The organism is Fictibacillus nanhaiensis (assembly GCF_049537595.1).
In the GTDB taxonomy this organism is placed as follows: Bacteria; Bacillota; Bacilli; order Bacillales; family Fictibacillaceae; genus Fictibacillus; species Fictibacillus nanhaiensis_F.
Genome location: NZ_JBMULM010000005.1, coordinates 1 through 19,847 on the forward strand (window position 1 = coordinate 1; position 19,847 = coordinate 19,847).

23 protein-coding genes are annotated in these 19,847 nt (G+C 41.1%); 12 read left to right on the top strand and 11 right to left on the bottom strand.

The window, feature by feature from the left end; translation table 11 throughout:
* Positions 1-43 precede the first annotated feature (43 nt).
* Together ACOZ9X_RS18020 and ACOZ9X_RS18025 are read right to left on the bottom strand one after the other, a co-directional pair.
* A protein-coding gene (locus ACOZ9X_RS18020) for an IS3 family transposase (protein WP_423416476.1) occupies positions 44-1,365 on the bottom strand; the annotation gives its coding sequence in 2 pieces (ribosomal slippage) (positions 44-993 and positions 993-1,365; 1,323 coding nt in all).
* A gap of 135 nt (positions 1,366-1,500) precedes the next feature.
* Positions 1,501-1,941 (bottom strand): immunoglobulin-like domain-containing protein, encoded by a 441-nt coding sequence (locus ACOZ9X_RS18025; protein WP_423419395.1) that lies wholly within the window; start codon positions 1,939-1,941, stop codon positions 1,501-1,503.
* A gap of 113 nt (positions 1,942-2,054) precedes the next feature.
* On the opposite strand from ACOZ9X_RS18025, the gene ACOZ9X_RS18030 reads away from it, so the two are divergent.
* Positions 2,055-2,264, top strand: a complete 210-nt coding sequence (locus ACOZ9X_RS18030; protein WP_423419396.1) for a hypothetical protein — start codon at positions 2,055-2,057, stop codon at positions 2,262-2,264.
* A 54-nt stretch (positions 2,265-2,318) separates the two neighbouring features.
* Here the strand turns inward: ACOZ9X_RS18030 and ACOZ9X_RS18035 are convergent, their stop codons facing one another.
* Entirely contained in the window at positions 2,319-2,822 is a 504-nt protein-coding gene (locus ACOZ9X_RS18035; RefSeq protein WP_423419397.1) for a YwgA family protein, read from the bottom strand.
* 307 nt (positions 2,823-3,129) lie between these two features.
* Entirely contained in the window at positions 3,130-4,413 is a 1,284-nt protein-coding gene (locus ACOZ9X_RS18040; protein ID WP_423419398.1) for an HD domain-containing protein, read from the bottom strand.
* A gap of 313 nt (positions 4,414-4,726) precedes the next feature.
* On the opposite strand from ACOZ9X_RS18040, the gene ACOZ9X_RS18045 reads away from it, so the two are divergent.
* Positions 4,727-5,527, top strand: a complete 801-nt coding sequence (locus ACOZ9X_RS18045) for a class I SAM-dependent methyltransferase (RefSeq protein WP_423419399.1) — start codon at positions 4,727-4,729, stop codon at positions 5,525-5,527.
* The gene (locus ACOZ9X_RS18050; protein ID WP_423419400.1) at positions 5,527-6,360 is read left to right on the top strand and encodes a lipoate--protein ligase family protein; all 834 of its coding nucleotides are present in this window, start codon (positions 5,527-5,529) and stop codon (positions 6,358-6,360) included. Before ACOZ9X_RS18045 ends, ACOZ9X_RS18050 begins: the two co-directional genes overlap by 1 nt.
* A gap of 242 nt (positions 6,361-6,602) precedes the next feature.
* On the opposite strand, the gene pta is transcribed toward ACOZ9X_RS18050, so the two are convergent.
* Complete coding sequence (gene pta, locus ACOZ9X_RS18055) at positions 6,603-7,574, bottom strand: phosphate acetyltransferase (RefSeq protein ID WP_423419401.1); 972 nt, start codon at positions 7,572-7,574, stop codon at positions 6,603-6,605.
* A 220-nt stretch (positions 7,575-7,794) separates the two neighbouring features.
* On the opposite strand from pta, the gene ACOZ9X_RS18060 reads away from it, so the two are divergent.
* The 5 genes from ACOZ9X_RS18060 (at position 7,795) to gerQ (ending at position 11,146) form a co-directional block, all read left to right on the top strand.
* A complete protein-coding gene (locus ACOZ9X_RS18060; RefSeq protein WP_423419402.1) occupies positions 7,795-8,121 on the top strand; it encodes a four-helix bundle copper-binding protein in 327 nt (108 codons plus the stop codon).
* Between the two features lie 108 nt (positions 8,122-8,229).
* Positions 8,230-9,006, top strand: coding sequence for a sporulation protein (locus ACOZ9X_RS18065; RefSeq protein ID WP_423419403.1), 777 nt, complete (start codon positions 8,230-8,232; stop codon positions 9,004-9,006).
* A gap of 78 nt (positions 9,007-9,084) precedes the next feature.
* Complete coding sequence (hemQ, locus tag ACOZ9X_RS18070) at positions 9,085-9,828, top strand: hydrogen peroxide-dependent heme synthase (protein WP_205724896.1); 744 nt, start codon at positions 9,085-9,087, stop codon at positions 9,826-9,828.
* A 394-nt stretch (positions 9,829-10,222) separates the two neighbouring features.
* Positions 10,223-10,654 carry a cell wall hydrolase gene (locus ACOZ9X_RS18075; protein WP_423419404.1) on the top strand — a complete coding sequence of 144 codons (432 nt, stop codon included), beginning with the start codon at positions 10,223-10,225 and terminating at the stop codon, positions 10,652-10,654.
* A 12-nt stretch (positions 10,655-10,666) separates the two neighbouring features.
* Positions 10,667-11,146, top strand: coding sequence for a spore coat protein GerQ (gerQ, locus tag ACOZ9X_RS18080; protein WP_423419405.1), 480 nt, complete (start codon positions 10,667-10,669; stop codon positions 11,144-11,146).
* A gap of 70 nt (positions 11,147-11,216) precedes the next feature.
* On the opposite strand, the gene ACOZ9X_RS18085 is transcribed toward gerQ, so the two are convergent.
* Together ACOZ9X_RS18085 and ACOZ9X_RS18090 are read right to left on the bottom strand one after the other, a co-directional pair.
* The gene (locus ACOZ9X_RS18085) at positions 11,217-11,588 is read right to left on the bottom strand and encodes a DUF423 domain-containing protein (RefSeq protein WP_066399152.1); all 372 of its coding nucleotides are present in this window, start codon (positions 11,586-11,588) and stop codon (positions 11,217-11,219) included.
* 115 nt (positions 11,589-11,703) lie between these two features.
* Positions 11,704-11,931 (bottom strand): YvrJ family protein, encoded by a 228-nt coding sequence (locus tag ACOZ9X_RS18090; RefSeq protein WP_066399153.1) that lies wholly within the window; start codon positions 11,929-11,931, stop codon positions 11,704-11,706.
* 451 nt (positions 11,932-12,382) lie between these two features.
* Between ACOZ9X_RS18090 and ACOZ9X_RS18095 the strand changes: the two genes are divergently transcribed.
* Positions 12,383-12,553: a hypothetical protein gene (locus ACOZ9X_RS18095; RefSeq protein WP_423419406.1), complete on the top strand. Its 171-nt coding sequence runs from the start codon at positions 12,383-12,385 to the stop codon at positions 12,551-12,553.
* Positions 12,554-13,032: 479 nt separating this feature from the next.
* Here ACOZ9X_RS18095 and ACOZ9X_RS18100 read toward each other — a convergent pair whose 3' ends face one another.
* Together ACOZ9X_RS18100 and ACOZ9X_RS18105 are read right to left on the bottom strand one after the other, a co-directional pair.
* The gene (locus tag ACOZ9X_RS18100; protein ID WP_423419407.1) at positions 13,033-13,359 is read right to left on the bottom strand and encodes a YwdI family protein; all 327 of its coding nucleotides are present in this window, start codon (positions 13,357-13,359) and stop codon (positions 13,033-13,035) included.
* 276 nt (positions 13,360-13,635) lie between these two features.
* Complete coding sequence (locus ACOZ9X_RS18105; protein ID WP_423419408.1) at positions 13,636-13,866, bottom strand: hypothetical protein; 231 nt, start codon at positions 13,864-13,866, stop codon at positions 13,636-13,638.
* 359 nt (positions 13,867-14,225) lie between these two features.
* Here ACOZ9X_RS18105 and ACOZ9X_RS18110 point away from each other — a divergent pair, with 359 nt between their 5' ends.
* Positions 14,226-14,783: a beta-class carbonic anhydrase gene (locus ACOZ9X_RS18110; protein WP_423419409.1), complete on the top strand. Its 558-nt coding sequence runs from the start codon at positions 14,226-14,228 to the stop codon at positions 14,781-14,783.
* A 45-nt stretch (positions 14,784-14,828) separates the two neighbouring features.
* Here the strand turns inward: ACOZ9X_RS18110 and ACOZ9X_RS18115 are convergent, their stop codons facing one another.
* On the bottom strand, positions 14,829-16,418 hold the full coding sequence (locus ACOZ9X_RS18115) for a bifunctional metallophosphatase/5'-nucleotidase (RefSeq protein ID WP_423419410.1): 1,590 nt from the start codon (positions 16,416-16,418) through the stop codon (positions 14,829-14,831).
* A gap of 260 nt (positions 16,419-16,678) precedes the next feature.
* Between ACOZ9X_RS18115 and ACOZ9X_RS18120 the strand changes: the two genes are divergently transcribed.
* Together ACOZ9X_RS18120 and ACOZ9X_RS18125 are read left to right on the top strand one after the other, a co-directional pair.
* Positions 16,679-17,029 (top strand): general stress protein, encoded by a 351-nt coding sequence (locus ACOZ9X_RS18120; RefSeq protein ID WP_416730002.1) that lies wholly within the window; start codon positions 16,679-16,681, stop codon positions 17,027-17,029.
* A gap of 212 nt (positions 17,030-17,241) precedes the next feature.
* Entirely contained in the window at positions 17,242-18,456 is a 1,215-nt protein-coding gene (locus tag ACOZ9X_RS18125; RefSeq protein WP_423419411.1) for an NAD(P)/FAD-dependent oxidoreductase, read from the top strand.
* Between the two features lie 424 nt (positions 18,457-18,880).
* Here ACOZ9X_RS18125 and ACOZ9X_RS18130 read toward each other — a convergent pair whose 3' ends face one another.
* The gene (locus tag ACOZ9X_RS18130) at positions 18,881-19,678 is read right to left on the bottom strand and encodes an alpha/beta fold hydrolase (protein WP_137791191.1); all 798 of its coding nucleotides are present in this window, start codon (positions 19,676-19,678) and stop codon (positions 18,881-18,883) included.
* Positions 19,679-19,847: the final 169 nt, after the last annotated feature.

Consider the following 19,847-nt stretch of genomic DNA (forward strand, 5'->3'; position numbering starts at 1 on the left):
GTGAACTGTTCCCTTAAAATTAGACAGTTTATAAAAAGACCATTTAAGCAGCTATTAGATGACCTCGGAATTGTTCCGGGGTCATTCTGCTTAATGTCCATTGATATCTTTCTGTATTGTAATATTCTATGTATTCCTCTACTTTGTACCTTAATTCAGCGACCGTTTTACATTCGACATCTACTTCGTCTTTAAAGTGCCCAAAGAATGATTCCATAGGGGCGTTATCCAAACAATTCCCTCTCCTTGACATGGATTGTGTAAATCCTAATCCTTTTACTCGTTTTTGAAATTCAGGATGTGTGTAATGGAAACCTTGATCGGAATGAAGAATTGCACCAGGATAAACATTCCCGTCCAAAGAGTCCATTAATTTTTCTAGTGTTCGATAAACAATCCCCATGCTTAGTGATGTTGAAAGAGAGTACGCTAATATCTCTCTGGTTGTACTGTCTTTTACGCAAGATAAATAAACCTTTGAACTGTCCTCCAAATATAAATACGTAATATCTGTGAGTAAAGCCATTCCAGGTCTAGACTGGACAAAGTTTCGATTCAGGATGTTCGGGCACGTTCTATGTTCTTGTGTAGCCTTTGCTAATTTCCTATAAGGATTTTTCCTGCGTATTTTTGTTTCAAGATTAAATTTTGTTTTAATTCTATATATTTTTTTGAGATTCATTTTAACATCATAGATATTTTCTAGACGCATCTTTATTACGCGTCCGCCGAGCTTTTCTTTTTTACTGTCATGAATCTGCTTAATGAGTTGATAATCCTCTTGATCTTTTGTTTCTCGTTCAAGGCGCTTTGGCTCTGCTTTTAGCCAGGCATAATAGCTCTTTCGTTTTACACCAGCTATTTCACAGAGATGGGAGACATGGCGTTTAAGGTTGTGTTTTCGGATCGTTTCATTGATGAGCTGATACTTCTCAGATGTAGTTACTTCTTTTTCGCCTGCCTTTCTAGTTCCTTGAGCTTTTTTAAGAAGTCGATCTCCATTTCAAGGAAAGCATTTCGAGCTTCTGCTTTCTTTAATTTTTCTTCTAAGGTTGGTTCCTTCGAAGAAGGACGTCCTGTACTGCCTTTTCCACGACGCTCCGTGTAAAATCCATCCTCACCATGCGCTTCAAACGAGTACCTCCAGCGTTTTAAACAAGCTTGTGGTTTATCGACTCCAATCATCTCGATATCAAAACCATGATCTATAAAAATTTCCATTGGTAATTTTCCTTGTAAATATTCTTTTACAGCTTGAACCTTAAACTCGGGTTTATAGCTGATAGAACGATCTGAAACATGGCTTACATTTGGATTGTTTTCAAGTTGTTTTCTTTGAAGTTCGTTATAGATAATTTTACTCAATGTGGATTCCCCGTTCTCCCTGTTTGGTTTGATTATAACGGGTTTCTTGTTAAAGAACACAAAAAATCCCGAATAACGGACTTTTTATAAGTGTCCATTATTCGGGATACAGTTCAAGGGCTGACCGGTCTTTTCTTATTTTGTCTCAAACACAACGGCTACTTTTTCCTTCTTTTCATCTACAAAGAACTCTTTTGATACACGATAGGTTCCTGCATCTTGTTCTTTAAGATCAACCGCTTGCTCATAGTTTGTTCCAGCTTTCACCATGATCATCTGCTCGGTAAACATCTGATTCTGATTTACTTTCGTCCATTTACCGTCTGTCCATTTTTCAAGTGCATACGCGGTTCCTGTAGCAGCTTCTTTATCGGATGAGTTTTTCAACGTTAATTTTGCTTCTTCACTATTTTCTTGGAGTGCGAGTTCAGCTTGTACACCTTCTTTTTCAGCTGGTATCTCATTCTTAACCTGAGGTGCCCCGTTCTTTTTTTCCTCTTCTGGCATTGCTTTCGAACCGCAAGCGGCGAGGAGAACGAGCAGACACGCCATTACAATCAGCTTCATGTTTTTCATCACTAAGCCCTCCTTTTACCCTTTTAGTCGTACCTCCTATAAAAAAGTTTCAGTTAAGCTGTCGTTTACAAGGAGAATGTGCTGGATATGCTGATAATAGAGGAGGCGCTAGCATGAAGATTTGGCTTATTGCTTTAATTTTATCGCTCTTGTTTACGGGACTCGGAATCGGCTATTACGCAACGCACCTTTATGAGAAAAGTGTGGCAAAAGGCTTTTTCATGACGCTGCTTGGTATTATCGTTCCATTTACGATCTTTATCGTATTTGTTTATTTTTATGGTGTTGCAAATAACGGCTATCCTTTACAATTTAAATGGTAAATAAAAAAACCTGTCCATCAGCGCATGCTTTACGCTAACTAAACAGGTTTATTTTTATTGAACTTGGCCTTTTAATGAATCAATATAATGAAAAGCTTCATCCATCTCTTCTTCTGTATACTTTTGTTTTGCTTTAACGGTTTGAACTTTTTCCTTGATCTCGTCCTTCTCAAGCTTCTCAAAATACATTACGGTAGAAACAAGTTCTAAGAACCTCGAAGACTGCTCGTTCATGGAACGAACACAACTGCCTAGCTTTTCGATCTCCGCACCATATGTGGAAAGAAGATTCTGTCCTTCTTCGTTCACGGCATAACGATATTGCGAATAGCCGCTCACCTTTTCTTTCACTTCATGTATGTATCCCATGTTGCAAAGCTCTTCAATCTTAAGCGTTAATTCTTCTGAATATGGGCCGTAAAAATGAAACTGATATTTTTCTTGGAAAGGAAAGTTTAGCTTTTTTGCGATGTACACCATCTTTTGAAGCTTTTTCCGACCAACGACTTCTCCGGCTTCTTGAATCAAGGTGACTACCTTTAAATGATCCTCAAACACAGTACGTTCCCCCTAACATCCTTTTTCGTTTTATCTATTTTTCTTTATGGTCGTTATTCAATGTTGCTTTTGAAAGTGGTTGATCTCCGTTTCAGGTGCTCGCTTTCCGGGGGGCGTGCGGTGAGCCACCTCGATACTTTGTGCCATTAGGTGTCTCACCTGTCCCGCTGATCCCCCAGGAGTCTCCCACCTTACACTTCAATCAACTTGCACCGATGCCTTTTCAGTAACTAACAGTAAAAAACATCCTTAAGTAGTTCTTGGTGGAGAGCATACAAAAAATATTAGTTCACAACTTGTACACATACTACCTATTCAAAATCTCTTTAATTTTACTTTTAAGCGTTTTATCCTCAATAGCTTCGATCAGATCGAGGGGATAATAGAGTTTGTGATCGGTTCGGCGTTTGCCGGATATTGCTTCTACGACGTCTGATTCTCTGGACAGCTCGCGGATATCGCCGTTTGGTTTTAATAGGTTGATCGGCAGACGCTCTTCTTTTTCGCCTGGGCGGTAAAAATCGTAAGGCAGATCTGATGATGAATCTACTACTAAATAATATTTCGGATTGATGCCTGCTTCTGTAAAGTAACTCGACAGCAAGTGACCGTCCGTAAATGAGACCATTTCGGTATACTTAAATAATTTCCGATCAATGAAACGATGACATAGATCGCTTAAGATTCTGTCTTCTTCTTCCATCCATCCTTGAAAATAATAATGGATCACACCTTCATCGAGCGAAATGTAATCGTGAAGCGAGACATTACCATCAAACAGCGTTTTAAAATGAGACAGCTCTCTTTTGAATGTATACCCTGTTTCATACAGTTCCTTCGCTCTGTGCAAAATTTTACTTAAGATTACTTCCGCACTGCGTGTTACAGGATGAAAATATACTTGCCAGTACATCTGGTAACGGCTCATGATATAATCTTCTACCGCATGCATGCCGCTTGATTTTATAACGACGCCTTCTTCAGTAGGACGCATCACACGCAGGATTCGCTCGATATCAAAATTACCGTAGCTCACCCCTGTAAAATAAGCGTCTCGTAACAGGTAATCCATTCTGTCTGCATCAATCTGACTCGAGATCAGACTAACGATTAATTTATCTCTATGTGTTTTCGCGATCACTTCTGCTACTTGTACAGGAAAATCTTCTCCCATCTGCAAAAGCACGCGATGCACTTCTGTATCGCCTAGTATAATTTCTCTGCTGAATTCCTCATGATCCACACCGAACACTTTTTCGAAAGAGTGTGAGAATGGACCGTGTCCTACATCATGTAGAAGAGCCGCGGAAAGAACGAGCAGACGCTTTTCGGGGTCCCATGTTTTCTTTTCTTGAAAAATATCAATGATCCGCCTCGTAATCTCATAAACACCAAGAGAATGGCTAAAACGGCTATGTTCTGCTCCATGAAATGTTAAGTATGTCGTCCCAAGCTGCCGAATTCTTCGCAGTCTTTGAAACTCACGCGTACCGATCAGACGCCAGATCAGTTCATCACGCACGTGGATGTAACGATGCACTGGGTCTTTAAATACTTTCTCTTCGTGCAACTTTCCTAAGAGTTTAGCCATTGATTTTTTCCCTGCTCCTTCACCTGCATTTATAGGTAAGAATTCTCGTAAAAAAGAAAAATCCCTTCCTTGGTCTATCTAGCTAAGAAGGTATTTTCTGTATAAGTATCGTGTTGTGACTACTAGAATATACCCTATTGTATCGTGTTCTTAACTTTGAAAACAACCACTATTTTTTTCTATTCATACTGCTTTTTTATCGGTACAAAACGCCACATCCACACCATTTTCTTACCGTTCACATTTGGGTTATACTAGATAAGGCTTATAACGGAAATGATAGATTTTATATAGATTTCAGGAGGAACTCATCATGGATCAAGATCGAAGAATTAGAAACGGACAAGCTTGGAGCAACAGCTCTTATACAGCCTGGGTCAACCGCTTTGGTGTGCCGGAGAAAGCAGTTTCTCGTATTCTAAAAGATCCGAAACGCAGACTTCAGCCACTAGATCAGTACATTGGTGAAGTCTCTGGTAAGAAGATCGTGAATCTCTTAGGTTCGCACGGTAGTAAAGCAGTCGCACTCTCTCTCCTCGGAGCAGAGACAACTGTGATCGATATCTCTGATTCGAACGCAGCGTACGCGCGTGAACTCGCTGAAGCCGCTAACGCTAATGTACGTTATGTGGTTGAGGATATTTTAAACCTGCCACAATCAGAAATAACAAGCGATTATGATATGGCATTCATGGAAAACGGCATTCTGCACTATTTTGCCGATCTGAACGAATACTTCAATGTTGTTGCAGAACTTTTGAAAAAGGGAGGAACTTTAGTCCTTCAAGACTTCCACCCTGTTTCTACAAAGTTAATAGAATCTCAAGGAAAGAGCCAAGCGGTTAGAAAACATAAAGTTTCAGGAGATTATTTTAGTGAAGAGCTTGTTACAACAGATGTAGCTTATTCAAAATTTTTACCTGAACTTCAGTATGCAACTTCTGAAGAACGCGAACCGTTTCAAGTACAGATTCGCCAATGGACGCTTGGCGAGATTATCACAGCTATCGGATCAGCCGGACTTTGGATTAAACAGCTCGTTGAAGAACCACACCCAGACGAACTCGACCGCGGCATTCCAAAGTCATTCATTATCGTGGCGGAGAAATTATAATGACCGATCATCTACTTTCTCAACCTGTCTGGCGGTTGATCGACCAGTCTACACTCGGTCCGTCATTTGATGCACGGCAGTCTTTTGCGACAGATGATACACTTTGCACGTCGATCGGGAGCGGTGATTCCCCCGCAACAGCACGAACATGGGTGCATCACGACACGATCGTCCTCGGCATACAAGATACGCGCCTTCCACACCTGAAGGAAGGTATAGATTTTCTGGAGTCTCGGGGTTTTCGCGTAATCGTAAGAAATTCCGGCGGACTTGCTGTTGTGCTCGATAGCGGTGTGTTGAACATCTCCCTTATTCTTCCTGAAAAAGAAGGGACGATCGACATCAATCAAGGGTACGACACGATGACAGCACTTGTAGAAGAGCTGCTTTCGCCCTATGACGCAAAGTTTGAAGCATACGAGATCGTCGGCTCTTATTGCCCGGGAAGTTACGATCTAAGTATCGGCGGCAAAAAGTTTGCAGGAATCTCTCAGCGGCGTATGCGCGGCGGTGTTGCGGTACAGATTTATCTTTGCGTGGACGGCAGTGGGTCAGAGCGTGCGGCATTGATCGGAGAGTTTTATAAGCGCGGTTTAGCTGGTGAGGACACAAAGTTTCAATATCCGATGATTGAGCCTGATGTGATGGCTAGTTTAGCGGAACTGCTTGGACGTCCTGTGACAGTCCCTGAAATTCACGCCTCATTACTTGGTGTGCTGCACAAAAATAGCGAACTTTTTTACAGCGGTCAGCTTTCGATCGAGGAAAGCGAGCTGCTTCCTGGAAATATAAAGCGAATGTGGGATCGTAATGAGAAGGCACTGTCACTGTAGGTGGCAGTGTCTTTTTGGAGTGTACAGGTTATGTGCTGAAATTTATTTTTATGTGATGAATGGCAGTTTTTATGTGATAACCCCAAATTTTTATGTGATGTCTACTCTTTTTTATGTGATGTTACCCCATTTTTATGTGATGGTGTATTTTTAGCAGCAGCCCGACCACCATGACTTCCATTTTCCACACAAAAAAGCCAGCTGCATAGAGCTGGCCTTCACCTAACTTATAAATGATGAACTTACAGAGCTTGCATCGCCGTAATCAACGCTAGTTTGTACACGTCTTCTGCATTACATCCGCGAGATAGATCGTTTACAGGCATGTTCAATCCTTGAAGGATCGGTCCGATTGCTTCAAATCCGCCAAGACGTTGGACCATCTTGTAACCGATGTTTCCTGTTTCAAGGCTTGGGAAGATAAATACATTCGCTTCCCCTTTAATCGGTGATTCTGGAGCTTTTTTCGCTGCTACAGATGGAACGAATGCTGCATCGAACTGAAGCTCCCCGTCATATGGGAAGTCCGGGTTCATTCCTTTTAACACTTCCAACGCTTCAACCACTTTTTCCGTCTCAGGCGAAACCGCTGACCCTTTTGTAGAGAAAGAAAGAAGTGCAACTTTCGGGTCGATACCGAAAACGCGTGCCGTTTCAGCAGAAACCATAGCAGATTCAGCTAGATCTTGGCTGTTAGGTGAAATGTTGATCGCGCAATCTGCGAACACATACTTCTCATCGCCACGAACCATGATGAACGCACCAGAAGTTTTCTTCACGCCTTCTTTTGTTTTAATGATCTGTAGAGCCGGACGGACTGTGTCAGCAGTTGAATGTGCTGCACCACTTACAAGTCCGTGAGCTTTCCCTGTGTAAACAAGCATCGTTCCGAAATAGTTCTCATCTAAAAGAATCTTACGTGCTTGCTCTTCTGTTGTTTTACCTTTACGGCGTTCCACTAATGCGTCAACTAATGCGTCGAACTCACCGTATTCAGCAGGATTTAATACCTCTACTCCATCTAGTGAAAATCCAGCAGCTTGTGCTTTTGCTGTAACGTCAGCAGGATTTCCTATTAAAATCGGTTGAAGAACTTTTTCAGATGCTAGACGACTTGCCGCCTCTAGAATTCTTTCATCAGTACCCTCTGGAAAAACGATTGTAGGATTTGCAGATTGGACTCTACTCTTTAAATCTATAAAAAGATCACTCATGATTTAGCCTCCTATTTTCTCTATATAAACTGTACTTTTTTTGCACTCACTATTAGGGTACTCCTTTTTTTGCACCTTTTAAACCTATCCATGCAGTTGTAAGCGCTTGAAAAAAGAAGTTCTTATATTTCGAATTTTTCAACGTCTGAACTACACATGTTTACAACAACAGCTCAGGGGAAACATTTTACTAAAATCGATTTTAGGAGGTTTTTCTGAAATGAACCAAACTTATAAAGAGTGTATCGATGAATGTCTTCGCTGTAAGCAAGCGTGCAACCATTGCTATGATGCTTGCTTAAAAGAGGATGACGTAAAAATGATGGCGGATTGTATCAGACTTGACCGTGAATGCTCTGATATTTGCAGCTATGCTGCAGAAATGATGGCGCGAAACAGCCCATTTATCAATGAAATCTGTGAACTATGTGCAAAAGTTTGTGAAGCTTGCGGTAATGAATGTAAACAGCACGATCACGAGCACTGTCAGGAATGTGCAAAAGCATGTTTTAGATGTGCAGACGCATGCCGAAAAATGCTCTCATAATACGTTGAAACTTTCTTCCAAATCGGGAGAAAGTTTTTTATTAATATGTGAATCTTTTTAATTTTCCTTCCGTACAATTGATAGAAAAATTTTGAGGAGGAATTTTACATGTCTTTTGTAAATCGTATGTTAGCTTCTGTAGGAATCGGATCAGCAAAGGTAGACACCATTTTAGATAAAGATACGTACTCACCTGGTGAGAGCATTACAGGAAAGATTAGAATCGAGGGTGGTAAAGTCGATCAAAACATCGATCACATCACACTTTATGTTATGACAGAATACTATCGTGAAGTGGACGATAAAAAGGTGCGAGATACTGCAGCGATTGAAAAGACGAATGTAACGAGCTCACTTGTTGTAAAAGCAGGCAGTCAGCAAGAGATTCCGTTCTCTCTCAAACTTCCATATGATGCCCCGTTAACACTTGGCCACACGCCGGTATGGATCAAAACAGGGCTTGATATTCAAATGGCTGTTGACCCAACAGATAACGATCAGATCCGTGTAATGCCAGATAGTGAAACGTCTGCTATCTTTGATGCGATCGAACAGCTTGGATTCCGCCTTCGTAAAGCATATTGCGGATCTGCACCGCGTTACATGCGCCGCAGACTTCCGTTTTTACAAGAGTTTGAGTATGTTCCAACGTCAGGAGCTTATGCTGGAAAGCTAGATGAGCTTGAAGTGATCATGGTTCCACAAACAGACAGCATCGAGCTGTTCTTAGAAATTGATAAAAAAGGAAAAGGATTGTTCGGCATGCTGTCTGAAGCGATGGACATGGATGAGACGAAGGTTCGCCTCACACTGTCACGCGCTGAACTTCGAAATCCTGCTGGTGTTAAGAGCAAGATCGAGCAGTTGCTTCGCCAATACAGCTAATCCCTGCTTTTTGGATTCGTCCCTACTTATGGTATATTTGTAGGGACGTGTTTATATCTAGCAAGGAGTGAATAATTGATGAGTGAAGCAGCGATTACACTAGAAGGCTGGTATTGCCTTCATGATTTTCGTACGATGGACTGGGCCGCTTGGAAAACGCTTTCCGGTGACCAGAGAGAATATGCAATCAATGAATTTTTGACGTTCCTTGAGAAGTGGGAGAACGTAGAAGCAAACAAAGTGGGGAGCCATGCACTTTACAGCATCATGGGTCAAAAAGCTGACTTTATGATGATGCTTCTTCGTCCGACGATGGAAGAGCTGAACGAGATCGAAAATGCATTTAACAAAACAGCATTCGCGCAATATACAGTAAAAGAATACTCTTACGTTTCTGTTGTCGAGCTAAGTACGTATAATCCGCAAAATGAGAGCGGCGAGATGGATCCGATGATCAAAGCTCGTCTGTTCCCAGAGCTGCCAAAATGGAAGCATGTATGTTTCTATCCGATGGACAAGCGCCGTGACGGCGATGATAACTGGTACATGCTGCCGATGGAAGAGCGCAAGAAGATGATGTACTCCCACGGCATGATCGGCCGCGGCTATGCAGGAAAAGTGAAGCAGATCATCACTGGATCTGTTGGCTTGGACGATTGGGAATGGGGCGTAACGCTGTTCTCAAACGACATGCTTCAATTCAAAAAACTCGTATATGAAATGCGCTTTGACGAAGTAAGTGCGCGCTACGGCGAGTTCGGATCTTTCTATGTTGGAAACATCCTTACTAAAGAAGCAGTGCCCGCTTATTTGCAAGTGTAAAATTTGAGGTGACTCGTTAATGGCGAGTCATCTTTTTTGTTTTTGTCGAAACTTTGATAAATTTTTTTATCCGTGAATTAATTAACTTTATCCGTGAAATTATGCATACTTACCGTGAATAAAAAAAGGATTACCGTGAAATTAGTTGCTAGAGGTTGCCCCATTTAAACATCAATCTATAATGTTCTTTCCACAAGAACATACCTTCCACTCTACTGATTCTTTTATTGCTGATTAGAATCAATTTATCACCACCCCCTCATAAATGTCCCAAAAACATGAAATTCCCATCCTATTTTTGGTCTAGTTTCCCAAAACAGCTCATACACATATATCGAATGTTCTGTTTCCCTGCTTGTACACCAAGAATTAACAACATAGAGGGGGAAGGCAATTGGCAGTCATTAAGGCTACAAATAAGGATATTGACTTGCTGGCACGTCTCATACGTGCGGAAGCTGAGGGTGAAGGTGACCAAGGGATGCTCCTTGTTGGTAATACCGGCGTAAATCGAATTCGCTCCAACTGCCTCGATTTTAAAAATATCCGTACGATGCAGCAGATGGTCTTCCAAAGACCTGGAGGCTTCGAAGCAACGATCAAAGGATATTTTTATCAAGGTGCTAGAGAGAATGAAAGAAGGTTAGCGAAAAGGGTTATTAACGGGCAGCGCTTCCACCCTGCCAAAAATTCGTTATGGTTTTTTGATCCAAGCGGTCCTTGTCCCGCAACTTGGTACAATCAGCCGCGAGCAGGAAGCTTCAAGGCTCACTGTTTTTATCAGCCAAGACAAAGTGATTGTCCAAATGTGTTTAACACCTTTTAGGGAGGTTTGTTGATGAACAACTTTAATCCGTACGGCCAAGATTATTATCGGGCTCAGAATGGAATGGGTATGATGGGTGGCGGCATGGGAGGAATGGCTGGCATGGGGGTTCCTCAAGATATGGCACAAAGTCAGCAGGCACCAGGAATGGGCGGCGGCCCTCTGCAAGATATCGGTGCTCCAGGGCAGCTTCCGCTTGAGCAGTCCTACATCGAAAATATTTTAAGGATGAACAAAGGGAAAGTCGCGACGGTCTATATGACCTTTGAGAACAATGAAAAATGGAACGCTAAGGTTTTTAAAGGAATCATTGAAGCCGCTGGCCGTGACCATATCATCCTTAGCGATCCGCAAACAGGTAAACGATATCTGCTATTGATGGTGTATGTAAACTATGTCACGTTTGATGAAGAGATCAACTATAGTTATCCGTTTGGTACGCAACAGCAGCAACAGCAAGGCGGCCAGATGTCACAATACAGCCCTCGTTGATAGATCTTATTCCTGTCTGGTTCAGGCAATTATAGAACAGGCGCCCTCTAATTTAAGAGAGCGCCTTTTATTATGCTTTTACAACTGCGATGATCAGCAATATCCAACCAACGATAAATGCTACGCCGCCAAGCGGTGTGATCGGACCAAAGAATTTCATCCCTGTCGTTGAGAGGGCATATAGACTTCCTGAGAAAAGCAGTATACCGATAAAGAACGACCAACCTGCTCCTGTTAATAGCGTTGAAGCTGGAAATTTTCCAAGTAAAACGCCGACAACTAACAAAGCCAGTGCATGATACATGTGATATTGAACACCAGTCTGGTATACATTTAACATGTTTCTTGCATTTAGTTTAGCTTCGAGTGCATGTGCCCCGAAAGCTCCAAGCATAACCGCAAGCATCGCGTGAATCGCACCTAATATTAGAAAAAGCTTCATCCTGTTCCACTCCTGTTTTTCTTTTATCTTACCATTGAAAAATGACAATACAAAGGTTGCCACAGGATTGTAAAAATTTTGGCGGACGGGTTGTCCATGATAAAAAAAGCGAACGCTAACGTTTTTTCGGCTGACGTTCGCTGTCAAGCAATCGGACGTATTGATCGATCTTACGCTCAAGCTCTTCTTTCTCTACTAATTCAGAGTGAAGTTCCCGGATGATTCCTTCCAAGCTCTGAATACGCCTCTCAAACTGAAAAAGCAAGTAGCCTGCAATGACGATAGGAAAGCCTACATTACCGAGGAGATTAACTAAGTTTAACCACTCACTTGCTCCGACCATTTCCATTCACCCCTCATTTTTTTATCGAACAAAATAGAACGTATGTTCGTAAATTTAGTATAAAGCGAACGGAGAATATTTACCATCATTCCTTTCTCATATTTTTATTTTGATTCGAAGGACCTATTTGAAATTGGGCTCGCGAGTATGTTAATTTCCGCTCAGGACTGAGCGAACCACTTCCACTTTTAAGTACTTACGCTTCAAGGTTGTCTCTCTGCTCCTACGTCTACAAGTTTATGCTAACGAAGTGAATTCCTCGTCGCATGCCTTGCGAGAAGCCTCTCATGTGGCAGGCAGGCAACCTTGCGCTCCAATCAACAGGCATATGATGTAAAAATTAAAAACAATAACCTTAGAAAAAAGAAAATTAGAAAGAGGTTTAAATAATTGACACAGTGGAATAAAAAAAGTAAGACAGAAAAAATTACATAAGAGGAGGAACAATAAAATGGAACTTCTTATTACAATGATATATACAATTCTTGGTTTAGCTGCTCTAAGTCTAATCGCAACAGTGACTGCCATTTATTTTTCTAATAAAAAGATCAACGAAAAAATTGAAATCGCAAAACGTAGAGATGCAAGAATGGAACACCAAAATTCGTATGTTTCGATCTAACAGCGCTGATAATGGTGCTGTTTTTTTTTTTTTGAAAACACCCTGTTTGTTATACATTTTTGTCTCTGTAAGTAGTTGATTTCCGCTCCAGGTTGCTCGCTTTCCATGGGGTGTGCGGTGAGCCTCCTGCCGCTACGCGCCATTAGGAGTCTCCACCTGTCTAGATGCAGTGGCTAGCCCCTCGAGGTCAAAAGTTAAACGGTCAAGAAGGCAAAATGCGCCTTCATAGCCCATTCAACTTTTGCTTGTCGGGGCTGGACGAGCCACTTCCACATTTCAAACTTACCGCTCGTCCCATAGGAGTCTCGCACCTTGCGCTTCAATCAACTTGCTGAGATGACCTTTGCGGAATATCAACTCGCGGGATTATCGAAAGAATTTCCGGAAATCCTCACTCTACTAATCCACCACATCATCAACAAACATACACAAAAAAGAAAAACCCACTCACAAAGAGCAGGTTACCCACAAACTAACATTTAAAAATCAAAAATAGAGTCTCCGTTGCCGTCTTTTTCATCTTGATCGTCATCCTCATAGTCCATATCATAATCCATCATAGACTTTTGATGTTTTTTTGCCGGAGGTGGGGTTACTAGGCTTGCTGGTTTTTGAACGGGATACGAGGGTACCCACCCTTTCACATCAACATCTGCACCTTCGTCATCCGCTTCTAGCATTAATTCGCACAATGTTTGAATGGCTGATACATGTTCGCGCAGTTTTGGCGATTTCTCATCTAACACTTTCATCTCGGCAACATGCTTTTCTATTTTCTTTGCAAACTGACTTACTGATATATTCATCGGTTTCACCACAATTGTTTTTTTCTTATTCTATCAAACCCGTACACATAAATAAAATGAATGCTAAAAAAGACAGCTCGAACAAGCTGCCTTTTGCTCCAAATTCCGCTCAAGTATATTCATACACTAGCACACGTACGGTGATCCTGCCGCGAGCATGATAGTGAATGCGAAAAATAGCCCTATTTATTTTTTTTGCAGCAGACCTCCTTCTTTTATCCAATTCATTCATTTCACGTATTTCACTTCATTAACACAAACTTCACACTATGTAATCTACGACGTATCTACCCAACTGAAATTCTGATTATTGAAAGGCACGGCAATTGCAGACATAACTTCCGATGCATTCTTGTTACTCACTTCGCCATACGAAAAGAAGTTCACACCAGATTCATTCGCCATCATAACTTGTCCCGTTTTCGGCATAGAAACTGACACCATGTAATTCTTCATAACCGACCCCATTAACAGCAGAACCCAAAGCACATACGTCATAACTTCCATCTTCCCTACCCCTTTCAAATTTTCGTTGATTTGTACCGATCTATTTAAACCCTACTTTACTGGCAAGTATTTTCTTTGTTTCATCCTCCCTTCGACTTACCAATGTATGTGGTGTTAATTGCGATTATACGTACCTTTTTATAAAATGTTTGTCACAATGTGCTTTTGTTTTAAAGTTTCTATCAACAAAAGATTCGCTTCAAATACAAAAAAGAGCAGATTCGGCCCACATTTTTGTATAATAGTTAATATAGAAGTGAATATGTTAGCGAGTTTAAGCTGAATATGATAGAAAAAGACGTATACTTCTAAATCTTTTTATACTTTAACTATTTTCTGTAGAAACAAGGAGGAGAATCATGTCCGTACTTAACGAAATCTTAGCGTTCAATCACCAATTTGTTGAAAACAAAGAATATGAACCTTTCCAAACTACTAAATTTCCTGATAAGGGACTTGTTATCGTGTCTTGTATGGACACGCGCCTGACTGAATTATTGCCAAGTGCAATGAATATCAAGAATGGTGATGTAAAAGTAATTAAATCCGCTGGAGCAGTTATCTCTCACCCATTCGGTTCTATTATGAGAAGTATTCTTGTGGCCATCTATGAACTAAAAGCTGAAGAAGTTATGGTCATCGGTCACTACGACTGTGGAATGAGCAATGTAAACGCAGATGGACTGCTTGCCAAGATGAAAGACCGCGGCATTGAAGAGTCAACGTTTGACACATTAAAATATTCTGGACTCGATTTAAAGAAATGGGTCCAAGGGTTTGAAAGTGTTGAGGATTCTGTGAGAAACAGTGTAAAGCTTGTAAAAAATCACCCGTTGCTTCCTGATGATATTAAAGTACATGGTCTCGTTATCGATCCTGCTACAGGAAGACTTGACCTTGTAGAACGCGGAGAGTAGGAATATAAAAGGCAAAGCGCATACTACACGCTTTGCCCTTTTTTATTATGGATTGATCTTCGTGATTCGCCCTTCAATCTGTGCGGATACGGTATCACGGTTTTTAAAATAGTTTACTAGCGCTTCGAGATCCGTAACGCTCACCGTCGGATTCTTTCCTTGTAATAAAACGGTATAACCATCCCCGCCACCTGCCATAAAATTGTTTACGGTAACCGTATATTCTTGTTCTGCTACAATCGGTGTTCCATCACTCTTAACCATCGAAACTGTTCGATCTCCAACTGGTTTTGAAAGATCAAATGTAGCTCTCAGACCAGAAATCTGAAGCATCTTTTCTTTTTCCGTTGCCCATTGAGATTCAAAAAGTTCTTTGATCTGCGCTCCTGTTAACGTCATCGTCACAAGGTCGTTGCCAAACGGCTGAACGTTAAAAAGTTCTCCCCATGTCACTTCACCCGGATTGATTACATCACGAATACCGCCTGGATTCATAAATGCAAAATCCGTACCCGTCTGTTCTGTCATAGAGTCTGCGATCACATTTCCTAGTTCAGACTCACCATTATAAGCTTCTGTTCCTGATAGGAGTTGATTCGTGTTCCCTACGACTTCATTGATGATCGGTGCTACTTGATTCTCGGCTTGTTTAATTATATTCGTAATTCTAGAGTCCGGTGTTATACCTTTTTGCATAACCGACACGACTTCTGCTTTACTTTTTACGATATCTTTCGTGCGGCGGTCAATTTTTAAATCTACATCCGCAAAAGCTGTACCATAAGAAAAAGCTTGTACAAGCAGTTTGTTATCTACTACAGCGTTTACGTTTCTATGATTGTGTGCACCAAACATGACGTCAACTTCATCATCTACTCTATTTGCCATATCCACGAGTTCACCAGATACTTCCCCAGTCGCTGATTGCTCTACAGGGTTATGCGCTAGAACAACGATAGACTTTACACCTTTTTTCTTAAGAGATTTTGCAGCCTTATTGATCGCTTCAGCTTCATCTATAAACTCAACGCCTGCTGTTCCACTCGGAATGACAATATCCGGCGTGTCTGAGAAAACCACTCCGATGAATCCGATGTTTACTCCTTTAACCTTCTTGATCACATAAGGAGGGAGGATATTTTTCTTCGTCTCTTTATCTATAACATTAGCAACCACATACGGAAAGTCGGCGCCTTCAAAATAGCCCGTTTTTTCATGAGTTCCACCTTTTATCAAACGCATCATCTCATCTATGCCTTCATCAAACTCATGGTTTCCTAGTGTACCTACATCAAAGCCCATCTCATTCATGATCTCTACTGTTGGCTCGTCCTGCAGCAATGCTGATGTTGGAGAGCTCGCTCCTACCATATCACCTGCATGTACCAAAAGCGTGTTAGGGTTCTCTCTTTCTCTCATCTTTAAATAGCTTGCTAGATAGTCAGCACGTCCAACAGGTTCTCCTGCCACATTGCGCGTAATATCGATCTGTCCATGAAAGTCATTTACTCCAAGCAGTTGAACATCTAAATAATGGCCCTTTTGTTTTTGGATGTCGTGTTCCTCTGCATGTACGCCTGCGCCGATCGGCGTTAATCCTAAAGCAAGTGCTAAAGCTGATAATGTCTTTTTCATTAAACAAACTCCCCTATCACTCATTTTATAAAAAACTCAACAACTAAAAGTATATATTTTGAAATGTAAAATGATAGAGGATTTTCGTAAAAATGGTGTAAAAACGTTATATTCCAATAAAAAAGGAGTTTGTGCCTATACAGGTGGAATCAAGCACTTATTTAGTACTATTATCTCGGTATGCATTTGAAAAAGGATGTTTAACCCTGTTCGAAATCGTGAATACACACTATAACTTCGTTTAAAGGAGAGGATTGTAAATGGTAAAACCAATCGTACATGAATTTAACTCTCAACAAGAATTGATTGCAGCTGCAAGTGATCTGAAAGCTCGAGGAATTCACGAGGACAACTTATATGTATTATCCCACGAAAAGGATGATACAAAAGATATCGCTCATGACGCAGATGTAAATACAATCGGATTAAAAGAAGAAGGACTCGGCACGGCACTCAGCAATGTATTCGAGTCTAGAGGCGATGAGCTTCGTAACAAGATGACAGAACTAGGGTTATCTGATGTAGAAGCAGATCAATATGAAAAGAAGCTCGACATGGGTAAAATTTTATTGTTCGTAAAAGAAGAAGATAAAGTAAATACATTGCCATAAGGTGATGAAGAGAGCTGCATGTCCAATAGGGCATGCAGCTCTTTTTTTATAAATTTTAAACCCTCCTCATTCATCTTTAGTAAAGTTTTTCCTTAAAAAAGCCCCTGTGACAGAAGTATTCACACAAAATCCATATATTTGAAAAAACTTTCTCGTGAAGCGTTTCTTTCCAGAAGATAGGGGGAATGAAGAGAAGACGAGGAGGAGTCACTATGAATTTACACAATGGTCAGCTATATTGGCCTGAAACTTATACAAACACGGGTCAGTACCCGGTTCTTGAAGAAGATATATCGTGTGATGTACTAATTGTTGGTGGAGGCATGGCAGGTGCCCTTTGTGCCCATGTGCTCGGTCAAGAAAAAGAACTTGATGTTGTATTGATTGATAGAAGACACCCAGGTGCAGGAAGCTCCTCAGCAAACACAGGACTTCTGCAGTTCTCAAGCGATAAGATGCTGCACGAACTCATTGAACAGCAAGGAGAACAAGATGCTGTCTATTTCTATCAACTTTGTTTACAAGCGTTAGAAGATCTAAAGAAGATGACATCTGAACTATCCGAAGACCCTGAATTCCGTGAACAAAAAAGCTTGTACTATGCGAGCTCTCCTGAAGATATGTTAAAACTCGAACGTGAATATGAGGCATTAAAGAAGTACGATTTCCCTGTGGAATATTTAGAACCTCAAGAGATTTCTTCACGTTTTCCTTTTTCAAAACCAGCAGCTCTCGTTACGAGTGGCGATGCAGATGTGAACCCGTACAAGTGTGTACAGATCTTGTTGAAAGATGCAGCTGCTTCAAGAGTGAGAATCTTTGAACACACACCTCTTATTCGAAAAACAAAAACCGTTCACGGCTTTACCTGTGAATCTGAAAAAGGCACCATTTCAGCGCGCTATGTTATCTTTGCGACTGGTTATGAGAACGACTTTTTAGCTCAGCAACTAGGAGCCGATCTAAATCGTTCATACGCGATCGTAACAGAGCCAATCCCATCACTCAAAACGTGGTACGAAGAATGGATGATCTGGGAGACGAAACGCCCTTACCTTTATATGAGAACGACTAAGGACGGAAGAATCGTTGCAGGTGGTCTTGATGAAGATAAAGCTGAAGCGCCATTAAATGAAGGACTTATCGAAGAGCGCGGTGAGCGAATCCTTCAAAAGATCAAAGAACATTTTCCCGATCTCTCGCCAAAAATCTCACATTCTTGGTGTGCGACGTTTGGAGAATCGCATGACGGACTGCCATATATCGGTGAACATCCTAACCGCCTTGGCGAGTACTATTGTTTAGGTTTTGGTGGTAACGGTACCGTCTACAGCATGTTAGGCGCAACCATCATCAAAGATTTGATCACAAAAGGCTTCCACCCCGCATCACGTCTGTTCACGATCGCACGTGCTGTAAGTTTATAAAATTTTGTAAAGCTTCGTCTCCGTAGTTCTTGGTTGATTTCCACTACAGAATGATTTACTTCGGAGAGTTTGCAGTGATGTTATTAGTGAAAGGTGAACAAATCATACATTCACTATCCCATCTGCAGGACCCGGAACTACGATTAATAATTGGAAAAACTAAATAAAATAAAGAAACGACCCTGCTGAAAGGGTCGTTTCTTTGTTTTATCTTGTTCTTTAAGCTGAGTCCCTAAAGGAGATTGTAGCTACACGTTCTTTAAAAGACATCATTGAATAGTTGATTGAAGTGGAAGGTGCGAGACTCCTGCGGGACAGGCGGGCAGGTGAGACACTTAAGAGTGAAACGAACAAATGTGGCTCACCGCCTGCCCCGCGGAAAGCGAGCATCCTGCAACGGAAATCAACACTTTCAATGTATATTTTATGATGCATTCGGTGCAGCAGCAATCTGCTTGCGAATAAACTCAATTGAACTTTTGTTAAAAAGCTCCGGCTGGTCAACATTACATACATGTCCGCAATCTTTAATAGTCAAAAGCTTCGAATGCTTCTTCTTATCAATAAACGCCTGAATCGGTGGCAAGAACATATAATCTTCCTCACCCATAATATAAAGCGTTGGGATCGGTATCTCTTTTTTACGCAGACTTTGCAGAAATGGATTGATCTTCAGTGTGAGCTTAAACCATCTCTTGAACTCTTTTTGACAAAGCTTTTTCGCTTCTCCAATAAATAATGAACGCGAAGCTTCATGTCTCTTTTTCGGCATGATCACCCAAGCAAATAAGCTGTAAAGCCACATGTACGGGATGAACGATTTACAAAGGTTACCCATCGCAATCAAGAACCGCGAGCGGAAATTCATTTTTGTAACCGCGCCACCTAGAGTCATAGAAGCCACCCGATCAGGATAGAGCTCTGCGATCGTTTGAATAAGAATCGTACCTAAAGAGATGCCTACAAAATGGGCTTTTTGGATCTTTAGATGATCCATTACTTCAAGCACATCAAGGCTAACTTCTTTAAATGAATACTTTTTTAATAAAAATTTATCGGATTGTGATTTGCCATGACCTCTAAGATCAACAAGCAAAATATTAAAATGTTGTTTAAATTCTCTTAGCTGTTTATACCAGATGGATGAACTGCCCCCAGCTCCATGGACAAAAATCACCCATTGATGATTTTTTTCGTGTGTGTACGTTTTGTAATGAAGCAACAAGTACTCCTCCTAGTGGTTCAAACATTCTGTAAATTTTCCAGCCTTTATTTTAACACAAAAACTTATATTCTGTACCCGTTTTCACGGAAAAGAATGTGTACAAACTGGAAACATAACCACAATGTATTTATACTGTAACTATATAAACGAAGTAATCGTCAGGAGG

Bases quoted from the DNA above. Each gene is read 5' to 3' on its own strand.
- ACOZ9X_RS18025 (WP_423419395.1), bottom strand. From the start codon at position 1,941: ATGAAAAACATGAAGCTGATTGTAATGGCGTGTCTGCTCGTTCTCCTC.
- ACOZ9X_RS18030 (WP_423419396.1), top strand. From the start codon at position 2,055: ATGAAGATTTGGCTTATTGCTTTAATTTTATCGCTCTTGTTTACGGGA.
- ACOZ9X_RS18040 (WP_423419398.1), bottom strand. From the start codon at position 4,413: ATGGCTAAACTCTTAGGAAAGTTGCACGAAGAGAAAGTATTTAAAGAC.
- ACOZ9X_RS18045 (WP_423419399.1), top strand. From the start codon at position 4,727: ATGGATCAAGATCGAAGAATTAGAAACGGACAAGCTTGGAGCAACAGC.
- ACOZ9X_RS18050 (WP_423419400.1), top strand. From the start codon at position 5,527: ATGACCGATCATCTACTTTCTCAACCTGTCTGGCGGTTGATCGACCAG.
- pta (WP_423419401.1), bottom strand. From the start codon at position 7,574: ATGAGTGATCTTTTTATAGATTTAAAGAGTAGAGTCCAATCTGCAAAT.
- ACOZ9X_RS18060 (WP_423419402.1), top strand. From the start codon at position 7,795: ATGAACCAAACTTATAAAGAGTGTATCGATGAATGTCTTCGCTGTAAG.
- ACOZ9X_RS18065 (WP_423419403.1), top strand. From the start codon at position 8,230: ATGTCTTTTGTAAATCGTATGTTAGCTTCTGTAGGAATCGGATCAGCA.
- hemQ (WP_205724896.1), top strand. From the start codon at position 9,085: ATGAGTGAAGCAGCGATTACACTAGAAGGCTGGTATTGCCTTCATGAT.
- gerQ (WP_423419405.1), top strand. From the start codon at position 10,667: ATGAACAACTTTAATCCGTACGGCCAAGATTATTATCGGGCTCAGAAT.
- ACOZ9X_RS18085 (WP_066399152.1), bottom strand. From the start codon at position 11,588: ATGAAGCTTTTTCTAATATTAGGTGCGATTCACGCGATGCTTGCGGTT.
- ACOZ9X_RS18090 (WP_066399153.1), bottom strand. From the start codon at position 11,931: ATGGTCGGAGCAAGTGAGTGGTTAAACTTAGTTAATCTCCTCGGTAAT.
- ACOZ9X_RS18095 (WP_423419406.1), top strand. From the start codon at position 12,383: ATGGAACTTCTTATTACAATGATATATACAATTCTTGGTTTAGCTGCT.
- ACOZ9X_RS18100 (WP_423419407.1), bottom strand. From the start codon at position 13,359: ATGAATATATCAGTAAGTCAGTTTGCAAAGAAAATAGAAAAGCATGTT.
- ACOZ9X_RS18105 (WP_423419408.1), bottom strand. From the start codon at position 13,866: ATGGAAGTTATGACGTATGTGCTTTGGGTTCTGCTGTTAATGGGGTCG.
- ACOZ9X_RS18110 (WP_423419409.1), top strand. From the start codon at position 14,226: ATGTCCGTACTTAACGAAATCTTAGCGTTCAATCACCAATTTGTTGAA.
- ACOZ9X_RS18115 (WP_423419410.1), bottom strand. From the start codon at position 16,418: ATGAAAAAGACATTATCAGCTTTAGCACTTGCTTTAGGATTAACGCCG.
- ACOZ9X_RS18120 (WP_416730002.1), top strand. From the start codon at position 16,679: ATGGTAAAACCAATCGTACATGAATTTAACTCTCAACAAGAATTGATT.
- ACOZ9X_RS18125 (WP_423419411.1), top strand. From the start codon at position 17,242: ATGAATTTACACAATGGTCAGCTATATTGGCCTGAAACTTATACAAAC.